This window comes from Rhizobium sp. LEGMi-198b, assembly GCF_054114205.1.
In genome coordinates, this window is record NZ_JBSYVH010000001.1 from 252,079 (window position 1) to 278,049 (window position 25,971).

The 25,971-nt window shown below is 61.2% G+C and carries 25 protein-coding genes and 1 pseudogene; 21 read left to right on the forward strand and 5 right to left on the reverse strand.

What is annotated here, in order from left to right:
* The first annotated feature begins 29 nt into the window (after positions 1-29).
* From ACXHXG_RS01200 to rplI, 7 genes are all read left to right on the forward strand, one after another.
* Complete coding sequence (locus ACXHXG_RS01200; RefSeq protein ID WP_457898266.1) at positions 30-881, forward strand: helix-turn-helix domain-containing protein; 852 nt, start codon at positions 30-32, stop codon at positions 879-881.
* A gap of 202 nt (positions 882-1,083) precedes the next feature.
* Positions 1,084-1,530, forward strand: a complete 447-nt coding sequence (locus ACXHXG_RS01205) for an SRPBCC family protein (RefSeq protein ID WP_283049809.1) — start codon at positions 1,084-1,086, stop codon at positions 1,528-1,530.
* Between the two features lie 119 nt (positions 1,531-1,649).
* A complete protein-coding gene (locus tag ACXHXG_RS01210) occupies positions 1,650-2,708 on the forward strand; it encodes an adenylate/guanylate cyclase domain-containing protein (protein WP_457898267.1) in 1,059 nt (352 codons plus the stop codon).
* A gap of 309 nt (positions 2,709-3,017) precedes the next feature.
* A complete protein-coding gene (gene rpsF / locus ACXHXG_RS01215; protein ID WP_457898268.1) occupies positions 3,018-3,464 on the forward strand; it encodes a 30S ribosomal protein S6 in 447 nt (148 codons plus the stop codon).
* A gap of 12 nt (positions 3,465-3,476) precedes the next feature.
* Positions 3,477-3,725, forward strand: coding sequence for a 30S ribosomal protein S18 (gene rpsR, locus ACXHXG_RS01220; protein ID WP_004122103.1), 249 nt, complete (start codon positions 3,477-3,479; stop codon positions 3,723-3,725).
* Positions 3,726-3,891: 166 nt separating this feature from the next.
* Positions 3,892-4,872 (forward strand): DUF2232 domain-containing protein, encoded by a 981-nt coding sequence (locus ACXHXG_RS01225; protein WP_457898269.1) that lies wholly within the window; start codon positions 3,892-3,894, stop codon positions 4,870-4,872.
* A 20-nt stretch (positions 4,873-4,892) separates the two neighbouring features.
* Positions 4,893-5,471, forward strand: a complete 579-nt coding sequence (gene rplI / locus ACXHXG_RS01230; protein WP_104822552.1) for a 50S ribosomal protein L9 — start codon at positions 4,893-4,895, stop codon at positions 5,469-5,471.
* Between the two features lie 96 nt (positions 5,472-5,567).
* Here the strand turns inward: rplI and ACXHXG_RS01235 are convergent, their stop codons facing one another.
* The 3 genes from ACXHXG_RS01235 to ACXHXG_RS01245 are packed head-to-tail and all read right to left on the reverse strand — an operon-like array spanning position 5,568 to position 8,748.
* Positions 5,568-6,632 (reverse strand): HlyD family secretion protein, encoded by a 1,065-nt coding sequence (locus ACXHXG_RS01235; protein WP_457898270.1) that lies wholly within the window; start codon positions 6,630-6,632, stop codon positions 5,568-5,570.
* A gap of 17 nt (positions 6,633-6,649) precedes the next feature.
* Positions 6,650-8,296: an MFS transporter gene (locus ACXHXG_RS01240; RefSeq protein WP_457898271.1), complete on the reverse strand. Its 1,647-nt coding sequence runs from the start codon at positions 8,294-8,296 to the stop codon at positions 6,650-6,652.
* An 8-nt stretch (positions 8,297-8,304) separates the two neighbouring features.
* Positions 8,305-8,748, reverse strand: a complete 444-nt coding sequence (locus tag ACXHXG_RS01245) for a MarR family winged helix-turn-helix transcriptional regulator (protein ID WP_104822549.1) — start codon at positions 8,746-8,748, stop codon at positions 8,305-8,307.
* A gap of 343 nt (positions 8,749-9,091) precedes the next feature.
* Between ACXHXG_RS01245 and ACXHXG_RS01250 the strand changes: the two genes are divergently transcribed.
* Both ACXHXG_RS01250 and alr read left to right on the forward strand, forming a co-directional pair.
* A complete protein-coding gene (locus ACXHXG_RS01250; protein WP_283049783.1) occupies positions 9,092-10,588 on the forward strand; it encodes a replicative DNA helicase in 1,497 nt (498 codons plus the stop codon).
* Positions 10,589-10,699: 111 nt separating this feature from the next.
* A complete protein-coding gene (alr, locus tag ACXHXG_RS01255) occupies positions 10,700-11,863 on the forward strand; it encodes an alanine racemase (protein ID WP_457898272.1) in 1,164 nt (387 codons plus the stop codon).
* Positions 11,864-11,880: 17 nt separating this feature from the next.
* On the opposite strand, the gene ACXHXG_RS01260 is transcribed toward alr, so the two are convergent.
* Complete coding sequence (locus ACXHXG_RS01260) at positions 11,881-12,516, reverse strand: LysE family translocator (protein WP_457898273.1); 636 nt, start codon at positions 12,514-12,516, stop codon at positions 11,881-11,883.
* Between the two features lie 155 nt (positions 12,517-12,671).
* On the opposite strand from ACXHXG_RS01260, the gene radA reads away from it, so the two are divergent.
* From radA to ACXHXG_RS01280, 4 genes are all read left to right on the forward strand, one after another.
* A complete protein-coding gene (gene radA, locus ACXHXG_RS01265) occupies positions 12,672-14,075 on the forward strand; it encodes a DNA repair protein RadA (protein ID WP_283049778.1) in 1,404 nt (467 codons plus the stop codon).
* A gap of 94 nt (positions 14,076-14,169) precedes the next feature.
* Positions 14,170-14,781 (forward strand): CvpA family protein, encoded by a 612-nt coding sequence (locus tag ACXHXG_RS01270; RefSeq protein ID WP_457898274.1) that lies wholly within the window; start codon positions 14,170-14,172, stop codon positions 14,779-14,781.
* Positions 14,782-14,946: 165 nt separating this feature from the next.
* Positions 14,947-16,431 carry an amidophosphoribosyltransferase gene (purF, locus tag ACXHXG_RS01275; RefSeq protein WP_457898275.1) on the forward strand — a complete coding sequence of 495 codons (1,485 nt, stop codon included), beginning with the start codon at positions 14,947-14,949 and terminating at the stop codon, positions 16,429-16,431.
* A 51-nt stretch (positions 16,432-16,482) separates the two neighbouring features.
* Positions 16,483-17,223: an SDR family NAD(P)-dependent oxidoreductase gene (locus ACXHXG_RS01280; protein ID WP_283049776.1), complete on the forward strand. Its 741-nt coding sequence runs from the start codon at positions 16,483-16,485 to the stop codon at positions 17,221-17,223.
* Positions 17,224-17,362: 139 nt separating this feature from the next.
* On the opposite strand, the gene ACXHXG_RS01285 is transcribed toward ACXHXG_RS01280, so the two are convergent.
* A complete protein-coding gene (locus ACXHXG_RS01285; RefSeq protein WP_457898276.1) occupies positions 17,363-18,256 on the reverse strand; it encodes a LysR substrate-binding domain-containing protein in 894 nt (297 codons plus the stop codon).
* A gap of 377 nt (positions 18,257-18,633) precedes the next feature.
* On the opposite strand from ACXHXG_RS01285, the gene ACXHXG_RS01290 reads away from it, so the two are divergent.
* The 8 genes and pseudogenes from ACXHXG_RS01290 (at position 18,634) to rarD (ending at position 25,958) form a co-directional block, all read left to right on the forward strand.
* A complete protein-coding gene (locus ACXHXG_RS01290) occupies positions 18,634-19,023 on the forward strand; it encodes a GFA family protein (RefSeq protein WP_457898277.1) in 390 nt (129 codons plus the stop codon).
* 447 nt (positions 19,024-19,470) lie between these two features.
* Positions 19,471-20,862, forward strand: coding sequence for a cysteine--tRNA ligase (gene cysS / locus ACXHXG_RS01295; RefSeq protein ID WP_457898278.1), 1,392 nt, complete (start codon positions 19,471-19,473; stop codon positions 20,860-20,862).
* Positions 20,859-21,327, forward strand: a pseudogene (locus tag ACXHXG_RS01300) (GFA family protein). The gene cysS and the pseudogene ACXHXG_RS01300 overlap by 4 nt, the downstream one beginning before the upstream one ends.
* A complete protein-coding gene (locus tag ACXHXG_RS01305; protein WP_457898279.1) occupies positions 21,324-21,815 on the forward strand; it encodes a GFA family protein in 492 nt (163 codons plus the stop codon). Before ACXHXG_RS01300 ends, ACXHXG_RS01305 begins: the two are co-directional and overlap by 4 nt.
* On the forward strand, positions 21,808-22,284 hold the full coding sequence (locus ACXHXG_RS01310; protein WP_457898280.1) for a GFA family protein: 477 nt from the start codon (positions 21,808-21,810) through the stop codon (positions 22,282-22,284). Before ACXHXG_RS01305 ends, ACXHXG_RS01310 begins: the two co-directional genes overlap by 8 nt.
* A complete protein-coding gene (gene pip / locus ACXHXG_RS01315) occupies positions 22,281-23,240 on the forward strand; it encodes a prolyl aminopeptidase (RefSeq protein ID WP_457898281.1) in 960 nt (319 codons plus the stop codon). The genes ACXHXG_RS01310 and pip overlap by 4 nt, the downstream gene beginning before the upstream one ends.
* A gap of 79 nt (positions 23,241-23,319) precedes the next feature.
* A complete protein-coding gene (gene cimA / locus ACXHXG_RS01320; protein ID WP_283049769.1) occupies positions 23,320-24,936 on the forward strand; it encodes a citramalate synthase in 1,617 nt (538 codons plus the stop codon).
* A 110-nt stretch (positions 24,937-25,046) separates the two neighbouring features.
* Complete coding sequence (gene rarD / locus ACXHXG_RS01325) at positions 25,047-25,958, forward strand: EamA family transporter RarD (RefSeq protein ID WP_457898282.1); 912 nt, start codon at positions 25,047-25,049, stop codon at positions 25,956-25,958.
* Positions 25,959-25,971: the final 13 nt, after the last annotated feature.

Consider the following 25,971-nt stretch of genomic DNA (forward strand, 5'->3'; position numbering starts at 1 on the left):
CGCAGGCATAGCCCACAAAGAGGCCCTCCATGACGAACAGCAACACAGCGATATCGGTCTCGAAACAGCTTGGACCGTTGCTGCGCCACTGGCGGGAGGTGCGCGGCAAGAGCCAGCTCGACCTTTCGATGGAGACGGGCGTTTCGCAGCGTCACATCAGCTTCGTTGAAAGCGGCCGCAGCGTTCCCAGCCGCCAGAGGCTGCTGACCGTTGCCGAGGCACTCGATGTGCCATTCCGTGAACGCAACACGCTGCTGCTCGCCGCAGGCTACGCGCCGATCTATTCGGACGATTCCTGGGACGCACCGGAAATGCAACCCGTCGCGGATGCTCTGCGGCGGATGTTGCGTCAGCATGAACCTTTCCCCGCAGTTGTCATGGACCGCTATTGGAACGTTCTGCTGTCCAATACCGCCGTGCCCCGCTTCTTCAATTGCTTCGTCGATATGGCGGCGCGCAAATCGCCACGCAACCTGCTGCATCTGATGTTCGATCCTGTCGGGATGCGCCCCTTCATTCGCGACTGGCCGGAGACATCGAGAAGCTTGCTGGCGCGCGTCCATCGGGAGTCCATCGGTCGGGTGGTCGACGATAAGACCCGGGAGCTTCTGAAAGCGCTGCTTGCCTATCCGGATGTCGATATCGACTGGAAAGCGCTCACTGTGGCCAGCAGCACACCCGTCATTCCTCTGGTCTTTGTGAAGGACGGCAAGAGCCTTGGCTTCTTCTCACTAATAACGACAGTCGGCACCCCCATGACCATTGCATCGCAGGAACTGAGGCTCGAATGCATGTTCCCGACGGATCAGCAGACCGAACGGCTTTATGCCGAAATGATGGAGGATGCGCCGATGCCGATATTTCCTGCGGATCATTATTAGAATTGCCCAGGATAGTGTCGCTTTCCACCCGTTGCGAAGATTGAAGATCGAGCGCTCAGCGCGGCAATACCATGGCAGACAACGCTCTTGTTGCAGGCGGGCTTGCGCCTACATGCTGTCGCGCGAGGACGTTCCGCGATAGGATGCGCCTGTCCATTCTCCGCCTCCGGTGAGGCAGGCCATGCAACCAAAGGAGAGACCGATGCCAGAGCCCCTTGTCGTCCGCCAAGAAAAGCGCATCCCGGCGCCACCAGCCGCGGTATTCGCCCTCCTGACCGATCCGGAGAAGATATTGCGCTGGATGGGAACGGAGGCACAGGTCGAACCTCAGCCGGAAGGACTCTATCTCGTCAACGTCACCGGCGCACGTTTCGCTCGCGGTTCCTTTCGCGAGGTGGTACCAGTACACCGCCTGGCCTATAGCTTCGGCTGGGATGGCAGCGAGGTGGTTCCACCGGGATCGAGCCTGGTCGAAATCGACCTGATCGAGCAGCCGGACGGAACGCTGCTACGCCTGACCCACACCGGCCTGCCCAATGCCGAACAATGCGCCGGCCATGCTGAAGGCTGGGCTCACTATCTCGGACGGCTGGCCGAAGCTGCAGCCGGGCGTGACCCGGGTCCGGATCCCATGGCTGGCAGGAAATGACCGCTTTCCGTTCCCGAACTCACTAGTCCTGAGCGGCAGTTTCGTGGACCAGCATCACACGCAGGAGCACCGCCGCAACGGCGGATGACAGCCTGCGGCTGCCGTGGCATGATCGACAGATGGATCTGCCCACCCCTCTTGCCTGGCTGGTTGATGAGGCCGATGCCTCTCCCGGCCCTGAACGGTTTCTGGCCGAGCTCGGCGGCCGGCTGTTGGCTGACGGGCTGCCGCTTGCCGGAGGAGCCCTGACGCTCGCCGTGCCGCATCCGATCATCGCCCGGCGCATCTGGCTATGGCGGGCGGAAACCGGGGCCGTGATCGAGGCGTTGGGCTTCGCAGGAGGTCCATCCAGCCAAGCCGGACACGAGTGGCTGGCCGGGCTTGGCCCCGTGCATGAAGATGCGGTCGGTACGGCTGCGGATAGTCCGGTGCTCGGCTGGGCCGGGCTCCGGCCATTCGATCCTGCCGAGGCTGACCGTCTGCGGCAAGCCGCGCGCTTCGCCGCAGCACCCTTGAGCGCCCTCGCCGCGCGGGCGGCGCTGGCAGCGCTGCTCGAGGCCTATCTCGGCCGGCGCAGTGCGGCGCGGGTACAGGCCGGCGCGCTGCAGCGCGGCACCGGCGAAACCATCCGGGCCGCTTTGCTCTGCGCCGATCTGCGCGATTTCACCGCTTTGTCCGAGGCGACGGAACCAGCGGCGATGATTGCTTCTCTCGACGCCTGGTTCGACCGCGTTGCAGGAGCGGTGCACGCCTTCGGAGGCGAGGTGCTGAAATTCATCGGCGACGGCGCGCTGGCAATTTTCCCGGTCACCGGCACGCCGGGCGATGCCTGCGAGGCGGCGCTGCGCGCAGTCACCGCCGCTCGCGCCGGCATGGCTCATCTCGATGTCGTGCGGCAAGCGCAAGGGCTGCCGCCGCTGCCCTTTGGTGCCGCATTGCATTTCGGCGAGATGCTCTGGGGCAATATCGGCGCAGCCGACCGGCTGGATTTCACCGCCATAGGCCCGGCGGTAAACCTGGTGAGCCGGCTCGAAGGCCTGTGCAAGCCTCTTGGCCGCAGTGTACTCGTCTCGGGCGCGGTTGCGGCAGAGACGAAAACCGACTTGATCCCCTTGGGCGAATATTCCTTGCGGGGCATCGCCGACCCCTGCGCCGTCTTCACCTTGCCGGACGATTGAAGCCGCCTACCTCGGCCTGGGCAAGGGCGTCCGCTGTCGGACGGCGCAATTTCGCCCCTTGCCTTTCCCGCAAAAATCCGTATAAGCCGCCCTGTTCGCAACCCGGTCTTCTGGCTGGTGGCTGAACGGAGGGCCGGTTTTCTTCGCTGAAAATCGTTCGGAACGGAAGTGTTCCAGCCTCCCGTGTCTCCGCTCTCGACCGTCTCGGAAACGCTTTTCTTGCTTGGGGTCTTCCCTCTCAGGAGCAGTCGTTGAGGCTTAGCCGCCGAATATCGGGTTCAGACCAACGCAAGAAAGGCAAAGCTATCCATGGCTCTTTACGAACATGTATTCCTTGCCCGGCAGGATATTTCCGCTCAGCAGGTCGACGCCCTCGTAGAACAGTACAAGGGTGTTATCGAAGCTAACGGCGGTAAAGTCGGGCGTATCGAAAACTGGGGCCTCAAGTCCCTCACCTACCGCATCAAGAAGAACCGCAAGGCTCACTACGCCCTGATGGACATCGATGCACCGGCCGCTGCGGTCCAGGAAATGGAACGCCAGATGCGCATCAGCGAAGACGTCCTGCGCTACATGACGATCGCTGTCGAGAAGCACGAAGAAGGCCCGTCGGCCATGATGCAGAAGCGCGACCGTGACGACCGTCCGCGCCGCGATGGTGACCGTCCGGAGCGCAGCTTCGGCGATCGTGGTCCGCGCCCGGATCGTGGTGACCGCGAAGACCGTCCGCGCCGTCCGCGCGAAGACCGCGTTTAAGGAGATTTGAGAATGTCTGAAGTTTCCTCCGCACCGGTCCGTCGTCCGTTCCATCGCCGCCGCAAGACCTGCCCGTTCTCGGGCGCCAATGCGCCGCGCATCGACTACAAGGACGTCCGTCTCCTGCAGCGCTACATTTCCGAGCGTGGCAAGATCGTTCCGTCCCGCATCACGGCCGTTTCCCAGAAGAAGCAGCGCGAACTCGCCCAGGCGATCAAGCGCGCCCGTTTCCTCGGCCTGCTGCCCTACGTCGTCGCTTAATCGCGCCGGCGCTGCATGAATGAATTGAGGGAAGGCAGCGATGCCTTCCCTTCTCCCTTTCGCGATGGGCGCGGATCGGAACCTTAAAACCCCATGTTGGGGACGGCTTTCAGACCGGAGTGTCGGAAGCATCCTCTAACTGCTCGATGCGAAGCAGGACAGCGACGTGCAACAGATGAACCCGAAAGTGCTGGCCATCGGCGCCCTCGCCGGTCTTACCGCCGTGCTACTTGTGTATGGCGCGACGACTCAGCCGTTGCTGTTCATTCTCTTCGGCGCTCTTTCCGCGCTCCCGATCCTGATTGTCGGTCTTGGCTGGGGTAACGCGGCCGTCATCACCGCCGTTGTGGTGGCGAGTGTCATCGGCGCCATCTGGCAGTCGGTATATTTCGGCATATTTACGCTCGTCATGACGCTGATACCGGCCTGGCTCAGCCATCTCGCCAATTTGGCGCGTCCGGCTTCCGAACTCGGCGGCCCAGACCACCTGATGGCTTGGTATCCGCTCTCCGACATCATGCTGCATCTCTGCGGCCTCACGGCGGCGACCGTCGTCATCGTCGGCGCGATCATGGGCTACAATGCCGATCTGGTCGGCCAGGTTGTCGACGCCTATGTCGGCGCGTTGAACCAACAGTCCCCCGATCTTCAGCTCGATCCGATTGCGATCGCAAAGATGAAGTCGCTGATGCTTTACACGATCCCGATCGCGTGGGGCATGATCTGGGTCATGATGCTACTTGCCGCCTATTATGTGGCGATCCGCATCGTTGCAGATTCAAAGCATAATCTGCGCCCGCGGGAGGATATACCCTCATCATTGCGCATGAATCGCAACGCGATCTTTGTCTTTCTCGTAGCGATCGTCGCGATATTCTTCGGCGGCGTGATTGGCCTGATCGCCGCCGCCATCCTCGGTGCTTTCGGTGCTGGCTTCCTCATTTCCGGCTTCGCATCATTGCATTTTCGCACGCGCGGCAAGGACTGGCGCATACCCGTGCTCTTCCTCTGCTATCTGGCGTCATTCCTGCTGACGCTACCGCTCTTCATCATCCTTGTTCTCGGCCTCTACGATACTCGCAAGGCGATATCGCTGACCCCGAACAAGAATGCCGATACATCCAAACCAACAAACACGAAAATCTGACATCAGAAAGGAACAACAAAATGGAAGTCATTCTCCTCGAGCGCATCTCCAAGCTCGGCCAGATGGGCGAAGTGGTCAAGGTTCGCGACGGCTTTGCCCGTAACTACCTGCTGCCGCTCGGCAAGGCGCTGCGCGCCAACCCCGCCAACAAGGCTCGCTTCGAAGCCGAACGCGCAACCCTGGAAGCCCGCAACTTGGAGCGCCGCAGCGAAGCCCAGAAGGTTGCCGACGTTCTCGGCGGCAAGTCCTTCATCGTAGTTCGCTCGGCTGGTGAAACCGGCCAGCTGTACGGTTCGGTCGCCGCTCGTGACGTCGTTGAAATCCTGGCCGCCGAAGGCTTCAACATCGGTCGCAACCAGGTTCACCTGAACACGCCGATCAAGGCTATCGGTCTGCACAATGTTGCCATCGCGCTTCACGCCGAAGTCGAAATCACCGTCGAGTTCAACGTTGCCCGTTCCGCTGAAGAAGCCGAGCGTCAGGCCAAGGGCGAAACCCTCACCTCCGCTGATGCCATCTACGGCGTCGACGAAGATGCCCTGCGTCCGGAAGACTTCTTCGATCCGGAAGCTGACGGCAACGCCGAAGACGAAGCTTGATTCAAGCCGTCGCATCGACTGCGAACATGAGAAAGCCTGGGTCTCGCGACCCAGGCTTTTTATTTGACCACAAGGCTTAGCGACGCATCTGCCGTCTCAATTCGCCGCAGTATCCTGCAACGGTGCCGAATCCTTGTCGACGGAGACGACCACCGACATGCCGGGCGCAAGATCTTGCGCCTCCGGCTGATTTTCGTCGATCTTGACGCGTACGCCGACGCGCTGCGCCACTTTGGTGAAATTGCCCGTGGCATTGTCGGGTCTGATGACGGCGAATTCCGAGCCCGCCGCCGGCGAGAAGCGCTGGATATGACCCTTGAGCTCGCGGTGACCGAGCGCGTCGACGGAGATCGTCACGGGCTGGCCGACCTTCATGCCGTCGAGCTGCGTTTCCTTGAAATTGGCGATGACCCAGACGTCCTTGGGCACCAGACCCATGAGCTGGGTTCCGGGCGTCACATATTGGCCAAGGCGGACCCCGACTTCGCCGATACGGCCATCGCGCGGCGCGGTGATCGTTGCATTTTCCAGATCGATATCGGCAAGCTGCACGGCCGCTTCCGCGCCGCTGACGCCGGCCTCCAGCGAGGCCCGGTTGACGATGATCGTCGTCAGGTTTTGCTGCGATACGTCGAGGCCGGCCTTCGCCTGATTAACCGCAGCCTTTGCCTGTTCCAACGTCGCCTGCGCCTGCTCGGAATCGCTGGTGGTCGACACGCCCTTGGCGACCAGGGTCGCCACACGATCCCAGGCAAGCTGGGCGCGCTTCAGCGCAGCGTTGGCGCTGTCGATCTGCGCTTCGCTAGAGGCGATGCCGGCACGGGCCGCCTGTTCCTGCTGTCGCGAATTGGCAAGTGCTGCCTTTTGACCGTCCAGCGTCGCCCGCGCCTGCGCCACCTTCTGCTGATAGATGCGATCGTCGATCTTGGTCAGCACGTCGCCTTGCTTAACGAGCTTATAGTCCCTGACCGGCACGTCGGTAATGTAGCCGCTGACCTGCGGGCTGATGGTCGTGACATAGCCTCTGACATAGGCATCGTCCGTCGTCTCGACGGAACTTTGGAAAGGCGGCAGGTGCCAGGCATAAAGCACGAGCATGACACCGCCGACACCTGAGAGGACGGCGATAACTTCGATGGGGGAGCGAACGAGCTTCGACATGGAGCTATTTCATATCCTCACGGGTTGGAAGCCATGGTCTGCGGCCGATCGTCGACGAGCCGCGCCTTGATGAAACGGTAGAATACATGCAGCGAAAGTCCAGCAAGCGACACGACCGCGATGACACCGGCAACGAAGAAGGCATCGCTATAGGCGAGCGTATTGGCCTCGCGGGTGACCTGTGCGCCAAGTAGCGCCAACCCCTCGCCCTTCAAAAGCGCGCTGTCGCCAATCACCCTGCCGTAAGATGAAGATAGCTGGCCGACACGGTGAGCAACATCGGGGTTGGTCAGCAGCACATGTTCCGTCAGGACGGCGGAATGGAATTTTTCACGGATGGTGATCAGCGTGCCGTAGAAGGCAGAGCCGATCAGGCCGCCGATGCTTTGGGTGAAGGTGAAGACGACGAAGAAGGTCACCAGATAGGGGGCGCCCTTGGAAAAGGCGGCCTTGAACCCCTGGGACATGGACGGCGGCAGGAAAAGAGCGGCGCCGGCCGCCACCAGCGCCTGGCTGAGATACATCTGTTCCGGCCGGGTCAGCGTGGTGACCTGCGAATCCATGAAGGAACCCGCCCCCATCATGACGAGGGCGACAAACTGGATCTGCCAACTCAGGCCATAGCTCATCAGTACCGTGCAGATGAGGCCGCCGATGACCGAAAAAGCCAAGATGATCCAATAGAGCATCGCAAGCTGATCGTAGAGCAGGCCGACGGCATTCTGATAGAAGGTCATGATGACCGAGGTCTGTTCGGCGGCGATCATGCGGAAGACCAGGAGAATGCCGGTCAGGTGCAATATCTCCGGACAGAGTAGCCAGCGGGCATCGATCAGAGGCGTTGGCCGACGCAATTCGATGACGATGGCGAGCGTCAATGTGGCGATGCTGACGGCCAGCAATACGCCGAGCCAAGGCACTTCCAGCCACCAATAAAGCCGCCCGACGGAAAGAACGATGGCCAGTGAGCCAAAGGCGACCGCAACCAGCAGATAACTGATGATGTCCCCAAAGACGATCACTTTCATCCGCGGCGGCGGCGTCAGCGGCAGCAGATAGATGATCGGCATCACCAGCAGCGCCAGTGCCATTTCCAGCGTGTAGAGCCCGCGCCATTCGCCGTAATCGAGGAGCGACGGCGAGACGAGACGAGTGATGGGTGCTGCCAGAAGCGTATTCGTCATCGCCAGGCTGACGCCGATCGTCAGCTTCTTGGCCGGTTCGAAAGCCTCCAGCATATAGAGAAAGCCGAGCGTCGAGAGCGGCGCGCCGGCAATGCCGCTCAGGAAGCGGACGACGATGGCCGAATGCAGGTCGGAGACAAAGAGATTGAGCAGCGAGGCGACGACGAAGCCGAGAATGCTGACCTCGGCGAAATTGCGCACGCCGTATTGCAGACGGATCTTCACCAACGCGATGGCGAGGCTGACATTCGGCGCCATATAGGCAGCCGACAGCCACGCGGATTCGGTGGTCGTGGCGGCGATGGTGCCCTGGATCTGCGTGAGATTGGCGAAGGCGAGATTAAGACCGAGGCCCTGCGTCAGGAAGAACATGACGGAAGCGCCGATATAAAGCGGCACCTTCCAGCGCGGCACGGGCGGTGGCGCAGCAGGCGCGGCGGTGTTGGCTTCCGCATTGATCGGGCCGGGGTCACCGCTCATACGCTACCTCATGACTTACCCACATTCTGCAGATTGGCGGTCATGGCGCGGATGACCTTGAGGGCCATGCCGACATCATCGTCCGAAATCCCCTGAAGGATATCCGCACGTACGCTGGTGGCAAGAGCCTCAACTTCGGCCGCCACCACTTTTCCGGATTCGGTCATGAATATCTGCTTGGCGCGGCGGTCCGACTGCACCGCACGGCGCTCGATGAAGCTCTGCGCCTCCATGGCGTCGAGGATACGCACCAAGGTTGGGGTCTCAAGCTCCAGCTCATCGGCGAGTTCGCGCTGATTGATGCCATCGCGCTTGGAAAGCTTATGGAAAACCCGGGCGCGGGCCAATGTCATCCCGTGCTCGCGCACCAGGCTGTCGAACGCCGCCCTCAGCTTTCGATTGAAAGCAGAAAGCTCGTCGAATAGTTCTCGGCGTGATGGCGCACCAGACATTATTGCTACTTTATACTATTAGTATCCTACCCTATTTCAACGAAATAGCGGGGTTCTCACAGCTTTTCAAGCACGATTGCCGCCTGCCGGATGTCAGCCGGGACAGATCAGGCTAAAATCACCCATGAACGTTTTGTATGTGATTCGCGTGTCGGACATTGCGTTGCAAAGCGGCGACAACGGGTTTTTTTAGTGCGGAGCGTTTGTCCCTGTGGATGAGTGGAACAACGTGAATAGCTCGGACGAACCAGCGCCCCGCGACATGTCACTACCCTTCCGCAATTGACCGTGACGCCGGATCGTCGCAAACCAGTCGGCACTCAAGAATACGAAGAGACGGAAAATGAACGAAGCCGCGCGCAAGATCGCCGCCATTGCTCCTGCCGAACCGCATTACCGTGAAGCGCCCAACAATATCGAGGCGGAACAGGCGCTGCTCGGCGCGATCCTCGTCAACAATGACGCCTATTACCGTGTCTCCGACTTCCTGAAACCCATTCATCTCTACGAGCCGCTGCACCGGAAGATCTTCGAGGTGGCGGGCGACATCATTCGCATGGGCAAGACCGCCAATCCGGTGACGATCAAGACCTTCCTTCCGGCCGAAGAGAAGGTCGGCGACATGACGGTGGCGCAATATCTCGCCCGTCTCGCGACCGAAGCCGTCTCGATCATCAATGCCGAGGACTATGGCCGCGCCATCTACGATCTGGCGCTGCGCCGCGCGCTGATCACTATCGGCGAGGATATGGTCAACATCGCCTTTGACGCCCCGCTCGATATGCCGCCGCAGACGCAGATCGAGGATACGGAGCGCCGGCTGTTCGAACTTGCGGAAAACGGCCGCTACGACGGCGGCTTCCAGGCCTTCAACGATGCCGTTGCGCTGGCGATCGACATGGCGGCTGTCGCCAAGGAGCGCGACGGGGGTCTATCCGGCATTTCCACCGGCATTCACTCGCTCGACAGCAAGATGGGCGGCCTGCAGCGTTCGGACTTGATCATCCTCGCCGGCCGTCCCGGCATGGGCAAGACCTCGCTCGCCACCAATATCGCCTATAATATCGCCGCCGCCTATGAAGGCGAAGTGCAGTCGGATGGCTCCACCAAGGCGAAGAACGGCGGCGTCGTCGGCTTTTATTCGCTGGAAATGTCGTCCGAACAGCTCGCCACCCGTATCATTTCCGAGCAGACGGAAGTCTCCTCATCGAAGATCCGTCGCGGCGACATCAACGATGCCGATTTCGAAAAGCTGGTTGCCTGCTCGATGATGATGCAGAAGGTGCCGCTCTATATCGACCAGACCGGCGGCATCTCCATTGCTCAGCTTTCCGCGCGTGCACGGCGCCTGAAGCGCCAGCGCGGCCTCGACGTTCTGGTGGTGGACTACGTTCAGCTCATGACCGGCTCCGGCAAATCGAATGAGAACCGCGTCCAGGAAATCACCCAGATCACCACCGGCCTGAAGGCGCTCGGCAAGGAGCTGAACGTTCCGATCATCGCGCTCTCCCAGCTCTCGCGTGCTGTCGAAAGCCGTGACGATAAGCGTCCGCAGCTCTCGGACCTGCGCGAATCCGGCTCGATCGAGCAGGACGCCGACGTGGTGCTCTTCGTGTTCCGTGAGGAATATTACGTCAAGAACTCCGAACCGCGCGATCCGGCCGATCCGAAATACGCGGAATGGGAAGCCCTGTTCGACAAGGTGAAAGGCACGGCCGACGTCATCATCGCCAAGCAGCGTCACGGGCCGACCGGCACTGTGAAACTCGCCTTTCAGTCGGAGTTCACGCGCTTCGCCGACCTCGCGGACTCGTCCTTCCTGCAATATGAAGAGCACTGATGATGAAGGCTGCCTGCGGCGCATATGTGCACTGCAGCACTTTCTCTTTCCATCGATGATCACTATTCTGGCCGGAGCAGCATCCCTCCGGCCCTTTTTTTAGGCGGCTCCATGACAGATAATTTCGAAGACATCGACGCTTTCGCCTCCGCCGGCCTTCGGCTGACGGTCGATTTGGGCGCCCTCGTCGAGAACTGGCGTGACATGGCCCGCCGTTCCGGCAGGGCCCGCACCGGTGCCGCGGTGAAGGCGGACGCTTATGGTCTGGGGATCGAAGATGTCGGCGAGGCACTTTATCTCGCCGGCGCCCGTGATTTCTTCGTCGCCACCGCCGAGGAAGGCGCCACACTCCGGCTCTATGCCCCGGATGCCCGGATTTTCGTGCTCAGCGGTATCTGGCCGGGGACAGAGCGGCAGTTTTTCGAAAACGATCTTGTGCCCGTCATTGCTTCCGAAGAGCAATTGACCTTCTGGATGTCGGTGCTGGCCGACCATGGTGATCACCCCTGCGCGCTGCAGGTCGATACCGGCTTCAACCGGCTGGGATTGCAGGCAGAGGATGCCATCGCGCTCGCCAACGACGTCTCGCGCCCGGCGAGTTTTGCGCCTGTTCTGGTGATGAGCCACCTCGCCTGCGGCGACGACCCGGCACACGCGATGAACAGGCAGCAGCTCGAAGCGTTCCGCAAGGTCAGCGCCGCCTTCGAAGGCATCGAGGCGAGCCTCGCCAACTCCGCCGGTATCTTCCTCGGCTCCGAATATCATTTCGACCTTACCCGTCCCGGCATTGCCCTCTATGGCGGCCAGGCGGTCGGCAATATGGCCAATCCGATGCGACCGGTCGCCACGGCAGAGGCGAGAATCATCCAGACCCGCTCCGCCAAAGCCGGCGAGACCGTCAGCTACGGCGGGGCGTTGAAGCTGACGCGCGACAGCCGCCTCGCCATTGTTTCGGCCGGCTATGCCGATGGTTACATGCGCAGCCAGTCGAATGATGGCGTGCCGCTGCGCCAGACCGGAATTGCCGGCGGCAACGGATTCATCGCCGGCTACGAGGTGCCCGTTGCCGGCCGCATCACCATGGATCTGACAATCTTCGACGTGACCGACGTCCCCGAAAAACTGGTCCGCGCTGGCGACTATATCGAGCTCTTCGGCAAGAATATCCCCGTTGACGACGCTGCCCGCGCGGCCGGGACGATCAGCTACGAGATGCTGACCGGCCTGGGGTTGCGGCATGAGCGGCGCTACATCTTTGACGAGGCCGACGAGTAGGAGCGCATCACCACCGCCTAACGCGCGCTGACCGCCAAGCGGACCCCCAGCGCTACAAACAATATTCCAAGCCCCCGGTCCAGCCACAGGCCCGCGTTTCGATTGCGCCGTAGTGCCTCGGCAAGACGACCTCCAAGAAGAATGAGGGGCGGTTCGATGAAGGCGGCGACTACTATGATGAGGCTGCCGTGGAGCAAGAGCTGCGCCCAGACCGGGCCTGCCCCTTCAACGACGAACTGCGGCAGGAAAGCGAGAAAGAAGATGGCCACCTTCGGATTGAGCAGCGACACCAGGATGCCTTGCCGATAGATGCGGCTCCAGGGCACTGCCCTTCCGGCCTCCTTGATCCAGGCGCCTTCGCCCTTCGAGCGCAGCGCCTGTATCCCAAGCCAGATGAGATAGGCCGCGCCGGCCCATTTTACCGCCGAAAACGCGATGGCCGAGGCCGCCAATATCGCCGATAGCCCGGCTGCGGCCATCAGAACATGGACGCAGGCGCCGCTCCATATGCCGAATAGCGCGGCAAAGCCGGAACGTATGCCGCTTCTGATCGTGTGACCGAGAATGAAGGCAATATCCGGCCCCGGCGACAGATTGAGCAGAACGGCGGCCGAAAGAAACGCGACCCAATGTGCAAGCGTATAATCGAACATCCGTCACCATCGATCGAAAACCCCAGCATAAAGGCTGACACAATCGCCGTTGATGCGGAAATCATTAGTTTTGATCTGACGCGAAAGACATTATCTGACAGCCAGCCGCGATTCGCTTCGCACTGCGAAGCACAGGACATTGAGAACAGCATCTGATGGCAAAAGCCCGTACACAATTCATCTGCCAGAACTGCGGCACGGTCCATAACCGCTGGGCAGGCAAATGCGATGGTTGTGGCGAATGGAACACCATCGTCGAGGAAGACCCGATGGGCGGCATCGGCGGTGGTCCCGCCAAGGTGCCGAAGAAGGGGCGTCCAGTAACGCTGACGGCGCTGTCGGGCGAGATCGAGGAAGCACCGCGCATTCACACCGGCATCTCCGAACTCGATCGGGCGACCGGCGGCGGTTTCGTGCGCGGCTCGGCAGTGCTCGTCGGCGGCGATCCCGGCATCGGCAAGTCGACGCTCTTGATGCAGGCGGCCGCTGCCCTTTCCCGAAGAGGCCACAAGATCGTCTACGTCTCCGGCGAAGAGGCGGTGGCGCAGGTTCGGCTTCGCGCCCAGCGGCTGAGCGCTGCCAATACGGATGTGATGCTCGCCGCCGAAACCAATGTCGAGGACATCCTCGCGACGCTCGCCGAAGGCAAGCGGCCCGACCTCGTCATCATCGATTCCATCCAGACGCTGTGGAGCGAGCTTGCCGAATCGGCGCCCGGTACGGTGACGCAGGTGCGCACCGGTGTGCAGGCGATGATCCGCTTCGCCAAGCAGACGGGCGCGGCAATGGTGCTGGTCGGCCACGTCACCAAGGACGGCCAGATCGCCGGCCCGCGCGTCGTCGAACATATGGTCGACGCCGTTCTCTATTTCGAGGGAGATCGCGGCCATCACTACCGCATCCTGCGCACGGTGAAGAATCGCTTTGGCCCGACCGACGAGATCGGCGTCTTCGAAATGTCCGACAAGGGCCTGCGGGAAGTGGCCAATCCGTCCGAACTCTTCCTCGGCGAGCGCAATTCCAAGTCGCCGGGCGCGGCGGTCTTTGCCGGCATGGAAGGCACCCGGCCTGTGCTGGTCGAAGTGCAGGCGCTCGTTGCCCCGACATCGCTCGGCACGCCGCGTCGCGCTGTGGTCGGCTGGGATTCGGCGAGGCTGTCGATGATTCTCGCGGTTCTGGAAGCGCATTGCGGTGTTCGGCTCGGTCAGCACGACGTTTATCTCAATATTGCCGGCGGTTATCGCATTTCCGAGCCGGCTGCGGACCTTGCGGTCGCCTCTGCACTGGTTTCATCCCTGGCTGGTCTTGCCCTTCCGGCAGATTGCGTCTATTTCGGCGAAGTCAGCCTGTCGGGCGCCGTCCGGCCGGTTGCGCACACCACTCAGCGCCTCAAGGAAGCCGAGAAGCTGGGATTTTCTGCAGCGCTTCTCCCCACCGCCTCCTCCGACCTGCCGAAAGGCAATGGCGGGCGCTGGAACGAGATCGAAAGCCTGCCGGATCTGGTGGCGCGCATAGCCGGATCGAGGGGCGCGCTCAAGCGCGCGGAAGACGAAGACTGAGCCTTCCTTAAACCGTTCTTGACGGGGAGAGAGGCACATATTTGAGGCCGATGGCAGCCATGCTTGGCATGGCAAGTCTTGGAGTGGATTATACATGCCCATTACGATTTTTGACGGTATTGTTATCGGCGTTATTTTGTTCTCCGCCGTTCTGGCCATGGTCCGCGGCTTTTCCCGCGAAATTCTCTCGATCGTCAGTTGGGGCGGCTCGGCCGTCGCCGCCTATTATCTCTATTCGCTGCTGGTGCCCTATGCGCTGCACTATACGGCGGACACCCGCATCGCGACCGTCGCCTCTGCCGCCGTCATCTTCCTGATCGCGCTGATCATCATTTCCTTCATCACCATCAGGATCGCCGACTTCATCATCGACAGCCGCATCGGCGCGCTGGATCGTACGCTCGGGTTCCTCTTCGGCGCCGCCCGCGGCCTGCTGCTGATGGTCGTCGTCGTGGCCTTCTGGAACTGGTTGGTCGCGCCGGCCGCACGTCCGGATTGGGTCAACAACGCCAAGTCGAAGCCTTTCCTCGATTCGATGGTCGAAAAGCTCAAATCCGCGCTTCCGGAAAACATTCAGGCGATGCTTCCCGCCGAGATCATCAACAAGATCGCGCCGAACCAGCAGCAACAATCGCAGCCGCAGGATGGCTCAACGAACGATACTGCGCCGTCCGATGACGCGCCTGCGCCGCAGACGAACAATTAACAGTGCGTTTACAGGCTTGACCCGCAGAGCGATAATCGCCATGTGAGCGGCACGAAATACGAAAATCCGGCCGGATATTCTTTCCGGCCGGATTTTCAGTTATTTTTGCATTCAGTCGCGACGCCGCCCTGACCCGTCCCATGTTGAGAGCAAAGGCCTGCAGCCATGAACCATTCCCTTTCCATCGAGGATGATATCGACGGCGACACCCTGCATGAGGAGTGCGGTGTATTCGGCATTCTCGGCCATCCCGACGCCGCGACGCTGACGGCGCTCGGCCTGCATGCCTTGCAGCATCGCGGCCAGGAAGCGGCCGGTATCGTCTCCTTCGATGGCCAGCGCTTTCATTCCGAGCGGCGCATGGGCCTTGTCGGCGACCATTATACCGATCCCGCCACCCTCGCCCGCCTGCCCGGCGACCGTTCGATCGGACATGTGCGTTATTCGACGACGGGCGAGACGATCCTGCGCAACGTGCAGCCGCTGTTTGCCGAACTGGAAGTCGGCGGTATTGCCATCGCTCACAACGGCAATTTCACCAACGGCCTAACGATGCGCCGGCAATTGATCGCCGATGGCGCCATCTGTCAGTCGACGTCGGACACGGAAGTCGTGCTCCATCTCATCGCGCGCTCCAAGCACCCCTCCTCCTCCGATCGCTTCATCGACGCGATCCGCCAGATGGAAGGCGGCTATTCGATGCTCGCCATGACGCGCACCAAGCTGATCGCAGCGCGCGACCCAATCGGCATCCGGCCGCTGGTGATGGGCGAACTCGACGGCAAGCCGATCTTCTGCTCCGAAACCTGCGCGCTCGATATTATCGGCGCCAAATACGTTCGCGACGTGGAAAATGGCGAAGTCATCATCTGCGAGATCCAGTCGGACGGATCGATCACCATCGATGCCCGCAAGCCCGACGTTTCCCAGCCTGAACGCCTCTGCCTGTTCGAATATGTTTATTTCGCCCGCCCCGATTCCGTGGTCGGTGGCCGCAACGTTTACGTCGCCCGCAAGAATATGGGCATCAATCTCGCCAAGGAAGCGCCCGTCGAGGCCGATGTCGTCGTGCCGGTGCCGGATGGCGGCACGCCGGCGGCGATCGGCTATGCACAGGCAAGTGGCATTCCCTTCGAACTCGGCATCATCCGCAACCACTATGTTGGCCGCACCTTCATCGAGCCGACGCAGCAGATTCGTGCCTTCGGCGTCAAGCTGAAGCACTCCGCCAATCGGGCCATCATCGAAGGCAAGCGCGTCGTGCTGGTGGATGACTCCATCGTGCGCGGCACAACATCGGTCAAGATCGTGCAGATGATCCGCGATGCCGGCGCTCGCGAAGTGCATATCCGCGTCGCCAGCCCGATGATCTACCATCCGGATTTCTACGGCATCGACACGCCGGACGCCGACAAGCTGCTCGCCAATCAGTATACGAGCCTGAAGGCGATGTGCGATTTCATCGGTGCCGATTCGCTGGAATTCCTGTCGATCGACGGTCTCTACAGCGCCGTCGGCGGCGCGCCGCGCGACAATGCGCAGCCGCAGTTCACCGACCACTATTTCACCGGCGATTATCCGACACGCCTGCTCGACAAGGAAAGCACCAGCAATGTGCGCAAGCTTTCCGTGCTCGCCAGCAACGGCTGACACGGGGCTTTTCACCGCTCTCCTTCTCCAGCGCATTCGGACCAAGACAGCATGAGCATAGACCTCAAGGACAAAATCGCCCTGGTGACCGGCGCGTCACGCGGTATTGGTTATTTCACCGCGCTGGAGCTAGCCAAGGCCGGCGCGCATGTGATCGCCTGCGCCCGCACGGTCGGCGGACTTGAGGAGCTGGACGACGCCATCAAGGCTGTCGGCGGTTCGGCAACGCTGGTGCCCTTCGATCTTGCCGACATGAACGCGATCGATGCGCTCGGCGGCTCCATCTTCGAGCGCTGGGGCAAGCTCGATATCCTCGTCGCCAATGCCGGCGTACTCGGCGTCATTTCGCCGATCGGCCACGTCGAGGCGAAGGTGTTCGAAAAGGTGATGACCATCAACGTCACCGCAACCTGGCGGCTGATCCGCTCGGTCGAACCGCTGCTGATGCGCGCCGACGCGGGCCGCGCCATCATTCTGTCATCGGCCGCAGCCCATCGCTGCCGGCCCTTCTGGGGTCCCTACTCGGCATCCAAGGCGGCCGTCGAGGCACTTACCCGCACCTGGGCGGGCGAAACCCAAAGCACGGCGCTACGGATCACCAGCGTCGATCCCGGCGCCACCCGCACCGCGATGCGCGCCCAGGCAATGCCCGGCGAAGATCCGGACACGCTGCCGCATCCGCGCGACGTCGCGCAAGCCATCCTGCCGCTCGCGGGTCCGGATGTCACCGAAACCGGCAAACTCTTTGTCGTGCGCGAAAACAAGCTCGTCGACTACCGGATGCCGGAATAATACTGCATTCGCCCTTGGGAGAAATTCGCGGTGTTGCGTAGCAGATGTCACCAACGGCAACCTTGTGATCGTCCATGACCGACCTCTAACGCTGAACGCTAGGCGGCCGGCAACTCTTTCGTATCATACTCACTGGCCGTCAGGTTGCGTCCTTGCCTGCCTCTGCCATTAGCCATGCGCTGAAGGCTTTGATCTTACGGAGGCGACGGCTGCGTTCCGGGTAAGTAAGCCAGTATGCCCAAACGGCTTTCGATGTTTCGGCAAGAGGCTGGACCAGCCGGCCCTCGGCCAGCTCGCGGCGAAAATAGGTGGGCGTGAGCAGGGCGACGCCGCGCCCGTCCATGGCTGCGGGAGCACTGAAGACCTGCGTGCCCAGCGAGGGCGAAGACTGGCGCTCCAAAATATCCAGCGGCAAGTCATGGGCGCATAGCCACGCCGTCCACAAGGGATTTTGGGAATCGAGCAACGGTAGCTTGAGAATGTCGGCCGGCTCGCGGACACCTCCGATAGCAGTGGCGAGTTGCGGAGAAAGCATGGGCGCATAATATACATCATGCACTTTCACCGCCACCAGCCCCGGCCATTTGCCGTCGCCAGCGCGAACAGCGACGTCCATATCCTCCTGCGCGAAGTCGACCACGCGGTCTGTCGTCTCTATCCTCACGGTGATCTGCGGCTGTGCGAGCCGGAAGCTGTCCAGCCGCGGCACCAGCCACAGCGCCGCAAAGCCATTGGTCGTGCTGACGGTCAGTGTTTCATGCTGGGCGTGCTCGAGGTTATCGAGGGTCTCGTGGAGAAGGTTGAAGGCCTCGGAGATGTTGGGCGCTATGCGCTGCCCGGCTTCCGTCAAGACGACTCCGTGCGAACGCCGCACGAAAAGCTTTGCGCGGAGCCGCTCTTCGAGAAGCTTGATCTGGTAGCTCACCGCCGCCTGAGTCATCCCTAATTCCTCCGCGGCGCGCGTAAAGCTCAGTTTACGGGCGACAGCCTCAAAAGCGCGGATTGCAGCAAGTGGAGGTAGAAAACGAGCCATAAGCACCACTTATATCAGGCAACAACGTCTTGTTGGAAGCGAGGATGCGGAAACTCTAGAATCGGGTGATCTTTTTGGCAAACGCCCGGATGGCATCATGCTCTACCGCAGCCCAAAGCGCCCATTTTACCCCTCGTTCACCACACGTATGCGTGAAGGGCTATGCGCCCTCGCCGCTGCGCGACGTCGCCGGCTTCTGGCATTCGCTATGCTGGATCAAAAGGGCCACATAGGGCACAGGATCGTACTCTTCCCGCGATAGTCCGGTTGGATCGCCTTGCGGCGCAATGGCATCCACGCGAGGTTGCGGAAATTAAGTAGGGCTTGGTTTGAGCGCCGACTACCTGCGTGGCAATTCAATAAATGGGGACAAGTAAATGACTGTCGATGTCGTGCGAACGGGTGGATGCCTCTGTGGCAGGGTCAGGTATGAAGTTCGGGGCGAACCTTACGCGTCGGGCCTATGTCATTGCACCACCTGCCGAAAGCTGACGGGCTCCGCCTACTCTGCCACCGCAAACTGGCACCAGCCCCACTTTCGCATGACTGGCGAGGTGCAGACCTACGAGCGGCGCCAATTTTGCCCGGTGTGCGGTTCGCGCCTCTTCTACCTGTTCGACGGCGGTGTCGAGATATTTCTCGGCACCCTGGACCAGGCGCCCTACGACATCAAGCCGATGCTTGAGGTCTGGGCGGTCCACCGAGAGCCCTGGCTTTCCCCTGTCCCTGGGATCGCCTTGCATGCCGAAAATCCTCCGAAGGTTTAGGGTAGGTATGTGAGCGCATCTTTTTCGTAATCGGGCCGATCTCACATTCGCGGAACAGACCGGTGGCATTAACGGCGTGCCGTCCACGCATGAGAATTCCGGTGACAGTTGCTGCCCCAACAGCGGAAAATTCGCGCTCAGCGCGGGTTGAGGACGTTGCGCCGTAAGGGTTGCTCTTCGGGCGCTCCGAACTACCGTCCGTCGCCTCTCATCCACCCCTTGGAGCCACCTTCTGCCCACGCGGAGAAGGCGACATCCCCCCCTTGACCAAATCCCCTACTCGCGCGATAAAGCCGCCCATGAAAACGGTTATCTGCATTATCTGCCGGAAGATTATTCGCTAGCGTTTCGCTGGCCTGGCCGTTTTCGTCTCCCAAAATTCAAGATGATAAACGTCCGGCCTGCCGGTGACGATATTTTTCGGATTTATGCCTTTGGGAGAGTGAAATGGGCACCGAGCCGCACCTTAAATTTTACAACACGCTGACGCGCGAAAAGGTCGACTTCCAGCCGATCGACCGCGAGAACGTCCGCCTGTATGTCTGCGGCCCAACCGTTTATGACTTCGCCCATATCGGCAATGCCCGGCCCGCGATCGTCTTCGACGTGCTCTTCCGACTGTTGCGGCAGGTCTATGGCGAAAGTCATGTCACCTATGCGCGCAACATCACCGACGTCGACGACAAGATCAACGCGCGGGCATTGCGTGACCATCCTGGACTGCCGCTGAACGACGCGATCCGCCTGGTCACCGAAAAGACCGAGACGCAGTACCGCCAGGACGCGATTGCGCTCGGCTGCCTTGAGCCGACGATGCAACCGCGAGCGACGGAAAACATCGCGCAGATGATCGAGATCATCGAGAAGCTGATCGCCAAAGGCCATGCCTATCAGGCGGCTGGAGAAGTGCTGTTCGACACCAAATCCATGGCGGATTACGGCCAGCTCTCAAAACGCAATCTCGAGGAGCAGCAGGCCGGCGCCCGCGTTGCTGTCGACGCGCATAAGAGGAGCGCGGGCGACTTCGTGCTCTGGAAGCTCTCGGACGAGAGCGAGCCCGGCTGGGAAAGCCCCTGGGGCCGCGGCCGTCCTGGCTGGCATATCGAATGCTCCGCCATGAGCGGGCGCTATCTCGGTGACGTCTTTGACATTCATGGCGGCGGACTGGACCTGATCTTCCCGCACCATGAAAACGAGATCGCCCAGTCGCGTTGCGCCCATGGTACCGAGGTGATGGCAAATGTCTGGATGCATAACGGCTTCCTGCAGGTCGAAGGCCGCAAGATGTCGAAATCCGAGGGCAATTTCGTCACCATCTACGAACTGCTGCATACCGAAAAACTCGGCGGACGGGTATGGCCGGGTGCGGTGCTGCGGCTTGCCATGCTGATGACGCACTACCGCGAGCCGATCGACTTTTCCGTGAAGCGGCTGGAAGAGGCTGAACGGCTTCTGGCGAAATGGCCGGCGGCGGATGTCGGCGATGCCGCGCCGGATGCTGCCATCGTGGCGGCGCTGGCCGACGACCTCAACACCGTTGCCGCCATCCAGGCGCTGCATGCTCTGGCGCAAGCCGCCAATGCCGATGCGAGCGTCCTGCCCACCTTCGCCGCAAGCGCGGCACTTCTCGGCCTGTTGCCCGAGAAGGTGGAAATGGACGACGCCGTCGTTGCGGAAATCAACAGGCGCGTGCGGGAGCGGCTGGAACTGCTGAAGGCGAAGAACTTTGCCGAAGCGGACAAGATCCGCGAGGTGCTTTTGGCTGAAGGTATTCAGTTGAAGGACGGCAAGGACCCGGCGACCGGTGAGCGTAAGACGACCTGGGAGGTGAAGCGATGACTGAAACCTTCACCGGCGGCTGTCAATGCGGCGCGGTTCGCTTCCGTATACGGGGCGAGCTCAAGGATGCGTCGATCTGTCATTGCCGCATGTGTCAGAAAGCCTTTGGTGCCTATTATGCGCCGCTCGTCTCTGCCCGCGGCGCCGAGCTCGTCTGGACACGGGGGGAGCGCAAAAAGTTTCGGTCGTCGAATTTCGTCGAGCGCGGCTTTTGCGGTGATTGCGGTACGCCGTTGACCCGATGGCGTGGCGGTCGCGGCTGGCGCATTCGATGATCCGTCGCTATTGCCGCCGGTGGTGCAGTTCGGCGTGGAAGGCAAGATAGACTTCGTCGACAGGCTGCATCTGCTGCCGGGGCACCGGACGGAAGAGGATGCGGAGCAGGCGCCCTTCGTGTTGGAGATCGTGTCTTATCAGCATCCGGACCACGACACGGCAACATGGCCACCGGAAACAGGCAAATGACGATGGCGATGGGATATAGCGGTGGATGCCAGTGCGGCGCGGTCCGGTATCGTGCCGCCGGCGCGATCGGCTATCCCCATCTCTGCCATTGCCGCATGTGCCAGAAGGCTTCAGGCAATTACGCTCTGCCACTCGGCAGCGCCCAACGCTCCGATTTCGAGCTGACGCGCGGCGAGCCCTCGTGGTTTCACTCGTCCGATCTCGTGCGCCGCGGCTTTTGCAGTGCCTGCGGCACGCCGTTGTTCTACGACATTCCGGGTACGGATTTCATCAATCTGACGCTCGGTTCCCTCGACGAGCCGATGGCGGTGCAGCCGGTCGCCCGATCGAATCTTGCGGGAAAAATGCCATGGTTCCATGCGCTCGATGCGCTGCCAGTGGAACCGGATGGCGATGGTTCGGATCGTGATCTGGCGATCCGGTCATCCAACCACCAGCACCCCGATCACGATACCCAAACCTGGCCACAGGAGAAGAGCCATGACTGAAGCCATCAGAAGCGGAGGATGCCAATGCGGTGCCGTGCGGTTTCGCATCCACGGTGAGCTCGGCCGCCCCTCGATCTGCCATTGCCGCATGTGTCAGAAGCAGTTCGGCAACTTCTTCTCCGCCCTGGTCACGGCGCCGGATGATGGCCTCGAATGGACGCGGGGCGAGCCCACCTATTTCCAGTCTTCCGTCAACATCGACCGCGGCTTCTGCAAGAATTGCGGCACGCCGCTGACCTACCGCCATCCCGGCGGGCTGGAGATCGCCATCGGCGCCTTCGACGAGCGCGACGATTTGGCGCCGCAGATCCAGGTGAACTACGCCTCGCGCCTGCCCTGGGTCGACACCATATTTGAGCAGCCGGTCCATCAGGATCCGGATTTTTACGCACGGCAGGAGCAGATCATCTCCTTCCAGCACCCTGATCACGATACCGACGTCTGGCCCGCCGAGGGATTGAAAATATGACGGAAATACTGCGTACGCTTTATCCGGAAATCGAGCCCTACGCCTCCGGCCATCTCGATGTCGGTGACGGCCATGTCGTCTATTGGGAGCGCGTCGGCACGCCTGGGGCCAAGCCTGCCGTTTTCCTGCATGGCGGCCCGGGCGGCGGCATCTCGCCGACGCATCGCCGCCAATTCGATCCGGCGCTTTATGACGTCACGCTGTTCGATCAGCGCGGCTGCGGCAAGTCGACGCCGCACGCGGGGCTGAACGCCAATACGACCTGGCATCTGGTCGCCGATATCGAGCGCTTGCGCGAAATGGCCGGTGTGGACAAGTGGCTGGTATTCGGCGGCTCCTGGGGCTCGACGCTGGCGCTTGCCTATGCGGAAAAGCATCCCGAACGGGTTTCCGAACTGGTCGTGCGCGGCATCTACACGCTGACCAGGGCCGAGCTTGACTGGTATTATCAATTCGGCGTCTCGGAAATGTTCCCGGACAAGTGGGAGCGCTTCATCGCGCCGATCCCACTGGAAGAGCGTCACGAGATGATGCTTGCCTATCACCGCCGGCTGACCCACGAGGACAAGGCCATGCGCCTGAAGGCCGCCAAGGCCTGGGCGATCTGGGAGGGTGAGACGATTACCCTGTTGCCGGATCCTTCGACCAGCGGAAAGTTCGAGGAAGCCGAATATGCGCATGCCTTCGCGCGCATCGAAAACCACTTCTTCGTCAATGCCGGCTGGATGGAGGAAGGCCAGCTCCTGCGCGATGCCCACAGACTGAAGGACATTCCCGGGGTCATCGTCCACGGCCGCTACGACATGCCCTGCCCGGCGAAATACGCCTGGGCTTTGCACAAGGCATGGCCAAAGGCGGAATTCCATCTGATCGAAGGGGCCGGCCACGCTTTTTCCGAACCGGGCATTCTCGATCAGCTCATCCGCGCGACGGATAAGTTCGCAGGGAAAATTTGAACCCTTCCCCGCTTCGCTAGGCCGAGGCGGGAGAGGAAGCGACTAGATAAGAGGAAACCGGTTCGCCGGAGGAAACCGAATGACACGCGAAAAAATCTATCTCTTCGACACGACCTTGCGCGACGGGCAGCAGACGCCCGGCATCGACTTTTCGGTCGAGGACAAGATTTCCATCGCCAACATGCTGGACGAATTCGGCCTCGATTATGTCGAGGGTGGCTATCCCGGCGCCAATCCGACCGACACCGCCTTCTTCAATGAAAAGCGGACGCAGACTGCCTCCTTCGTCGCCTTCGGCATGACCAAGCGCGCCGGCGTTTCCGCCTCCAACGATCCCGGTCTTGCCAGCCTCCTGCAGGCAAAGTCCGATGCTATCTGTTTCGTCGCCAAGAGCTGGGACTATCACGTCAAGGTCGCCCTTGGCTGTACCAATGAGGAAAATCTCGAATGCATCGCCGAAAGCGTCAAGGCGGCCATCGCAGCAGGCAAGGAAGCGCTTGTTGACTGCGAGCATTTCTTCGACGGCTACAAGGCCAATCCGAGCTATGCGCTCGCCTGCGCCAAGACGGCCTATGAAGCCGGTGCGCGCTGGGTCGTGCTCTGCGACACCAATGGCGGCACGCAGCCTCCGGAAGTCCGCGCCATCGTTGAAGCCGTGATCGCCGAGGGCGTCCCCGGCGACTGTCTTGGCATCCATGCCCATAACGACACGGGCCAGGCGGTCGCCAATTCGCTCGCCGCGGTCGAAGCCGGGGTGCGGCAGATCCAAGGCACGTTGAACGGCGTCGGCGAACGCTGCGGCAATGCCAACCTGATCACGCTGATCCCGACGCTGGCGCTGAAAAGGGCCTATAGCGAGCGCTTCGAAACGGCGATCGACGGCGAACGGCTCTTGGGCCTGACCGGCCTATCGCATGCTTTCGATGAGCTGCTGAACCGCTCGCCCGATCATCAGGCGCCCTACGTGGGCGCCTCCGCCTTTGCGACAAAGGCCGGTATCCATGCCTCAGCATTGCTGAAGGACCCGCGCACCTACGAGCATGTGCCGCCGGAAAGCGTCGGCAATTTCCGCAAGGTCATGGTATCAGACCAGGGCGGCAAGTCGAACTTCATCAACGCGCTGAAGCGGCGCGGCATCGAGGTCGGCAAGGACGACCCGAAGCTCGATCGGCTGATCCAGATCGTCAAGGAGCGCGAAGCGTCCGGTTACGCTTACGAGGGCGCCGATGCCAGCTTCGAGCTTCTGGCCCGCCGCACCCTTGGCACCATTCCGGAATTCTTTGCGATCGACGGTTTCCGCGTGATGGTCGAGCGCCGGTTCGATTCTCACGGCCGGGTAAAGATCGTCTCGGAAGCGGTGGTCAAGATGATCATCGACGGCCAGACTATCATGTCGGTTGCCGAAGGCGATGGCCCGGTCAACGCACTCGACCTAGCACTGCGCAAGGACTTCGGCAAATACCAGCATGAGATCGACGATCTGGTGCTCGCTGACTTCAAAGTGCGCATCCTCAACGGCGGCACGGAGGCCATAACCCGGGTCCTGATCGAATCCACCGACAGCAGCGGCGTGCGCTGGTGGACGGTCGGCGTTTCGGAAAACATCATCGACGCCTCTTTCCAGGCGCTGATGGATTCCGTCATCTACAAGCTGATGAAGAACCGGCACATGGCGGGCAAGATCGCGGCGGAGTGATCCGCCGTTCATCAAAAACCTTGACGATGCCGTCAAGGAAATGAATTGGCCCCACAAGGCGCATTGGAGTAAGCCCGTCGTAAAAGAAAATAGAACGGCGGGAAATACCAATGGCTACCGATACGGTCGCACCTGATATCAAGAACGAGGAAAGCCCACGCGGGTTCGGTTTTGTGCTGACGGCCTATCTGATCTGGGGCGTCCTGCCGCTCTACATGAAGGCTTTGGCGCATATTCCGGCCACAGAGGTCATTGCCCACCGCATCCTATGGTCCGTTCCGGTCGCCGGCGCCGTGCTTCTGGCGCTCGGCCGCACAAGCGATGTGAAGGCGGCGCTCACGAATCCGCGCACGCTCGCCATGGCGTCGCTGACGGCGGTGTTGATTACCATCAATTGGGGCACCTATGTCTGGGCCATCGGCGCAGGACATTCGCTCGATGCAGCCCTCGGCTATTTCGTCAATCCGCTGTTCAGCATCGCGCTTGGCGCCTTGCTGCTGAAGGAGAGGCTTGCGCCGGCACAGATCGTCGCGATCGGCCTGGCGGCCGCAGCGGTCGTCATCCTGACTGTCCAAGCCGGCACCCTGCCCTGGGTGGCGTTGTCGCTGACCTTCTCCTGGGGCTTCTACGCCTTTTTCCGCAAGACGCTGCCGGTCGGGCCGAATCAGGGTTTCTTTATCGAGGTGTTGCTGCTCTGCATCCCCGCGCTGCTTTACATCATCTATCTGGAGGCGCGCGGCGAAGGCCATCTTTATCGCACGGGCGTCACGGATATGGCGCTTCTGCTCGGTTGCGGGTTTGTGACCGCCCTGCCGCTGATGATCTTTGCCAATGGAGCGAAACTGCTGAAGCTCTCCACCATAGGCATCATGCAGTATATCGTGCCGACCATGGTCTTCCTGATCGCCGTCTTCCTGTTCAAGGAGCCTTTCGGCACGACCCAGTTGATCGCCTTCTCGCTGATTTGGGCGGGGCTGGCGCTTTATAGCTGGTCGATGCTGCGTCAGAGCCGGGGGCGCTAACCGCCGAACATGG

Coding starts and splice junctions, on each gene's coding strand:
- ACXHXG_RS01200 (WP_457898266.1), top strand. CDS start 30: ATGACGAACAGCAACACAGCGATATCGGTCTCGAAACAGCTTGGACCG.
- ACXHXG_RS01205 (WP_283049809.1), top strand. CDS start 1,084: ATGCCAGAGCCCCTTGTCGTCCGCCAAGAAAAGCGCATCCCGGCGCCA.
- ACXHXG_RS01210 (WP_457898267.1), top strand. CDS start 1,650: ATGGATCTGCCCACCCCTCTTGCCTGGCTGGTTGATGAGGCCGATGCC.
- rpsF (WP_457898268.1), top strand. CDS start 3,018: ATGGCTCTTTACGAACATGTATTCCTTGCCCGGCAGGATATTTCCGCT.
- rpsR (WP_004122103.1), top strand. CDS start 3,477: ATGTCTGAAGTTTCCTCCGCACCGGTCCGTCGTCCGTTCCATCGCCGC.
- rplI (WP_104822552.1), top strand. CDS start 4,893: ATGGAAGTCATTCTCCTCGAGCGCATCTCCAAGCTCGGCCAGATGGGC.
- ACXHXG_RS01235 (WP_457898270.1), bottom strand. CDS start 6,632: ATGTCGAAGCTCGTTCGCTCCCCCATCGAAGTTATCGCCGTCCTCTCA.
- ACXHXG_RS01240 (WP_457898271.1), bottom strand. CDS start 8,296: ATGAGCGGTGACCCCGGCCCGATCAATGCGGAAGCCAACACCGCCGCG.
- ACXHXG_RS01245 (WP_104822549.1), bottom strand. CDS start 8,748: ATGTCTGGTGCGCCATCACGCCGAGAACTATTCGACGAGCTTTCTGCT.
- ACXHXG_RS01250 (WP_283049783.1), top strand. CDS start 9,092: ATGAACGAAGCCGCGCGCAAGATCGCCGCCATTGCTCCTGCCGAACCG.
- alr (WP_457898272.1), top strand. CDS start 10,700: ATGACAGATAATTTCGAAGACATCGACGCTTTCGCCTCCGCCGGCCTT.
- ACXHXG_RS01260 (WP_457898273.1), bottom strand. CDS start 12,516: ATGTTCGATTATACGCTTGCACATTGGGTCGCGTTTCTTTCGGCCGCC.
- radA (WP_283049778.1), top strand. CDS start 12,672: ATGGCAAAAGCCCGTACACAATTCATCTGCCAGAACTGCGGCACGGTC.
- ACXHXG_RS01270 (WP_457898274.1), top strand. CDS start 14,170: ATGCCCATTACGATTTTTGACGGTATTGTTATCGGCGTTATTTTGTTC.
- purF (WP_457898275.1), top strand. CDS start 14,947: ATGAACCATTCCCTTTCCATCGAGGATGATATCGACGGCGACACCCTG.
- ACXHXG_RS01280 (WP_283049776.1), top strand. CDS start 16,483: ATGAGCATAGACCTCAAGGACAAAATCGCCCTGGTGACCGGCGCGTCA.
- ACXHXG_RS01285 (WP_457898276.1), bottom strand. CDS start 18,256: ATGGCTCGTTTTCTACCTCCACTTGCTGCAATCCGCGCTTTTGAGGCT.
- ACXHXG_RS01290 (WP_457898277.1), top strand. CDS start 18,634: ATGACTGTCGATGTCGTGCGAACGGGTGGATGCCTCTGTGGCAGGGTC.
- cysS (WP_457898278.1), top strand. CDS start 19,471: ATGGGCACCGAGCCGCACCTTAAATTTTACAACACGCTGACGCGCGAA.
- ACXHXG_RS01305 (WP_457898279.1), top strand. CDS start 21,324: ATGACGATGGCGATGGGATATAGCGGTGGATGCCAGTGCGGCGCGGTC.
- ACXHXG_RS01310 (WP_457898280.1), top strand. CDS start 21,808: ATGACTGAAGCCATCAGAAGCGGAGGATGCCAATGCGGTGCCGTGCGG.
- pip (WP_457898281.1), top strand. CDS start 22,281: ATGACGGAAATACTGCGTACGCTTTATCCGGAAATCGAGCCCTACGCC.
- cimA (WP_283049769.1), top strand. CDS start 23,320: ATGACACGCGAAAAAATCTATCTCTTCGACACGACCTTGCGCGACGGG.
- rarD (WP_457898282.1), top strand. CDS start 25,047: ATGGCTACCGATACGGTCGCACCTGATATCAAGAACGAGGAAAGCCCA.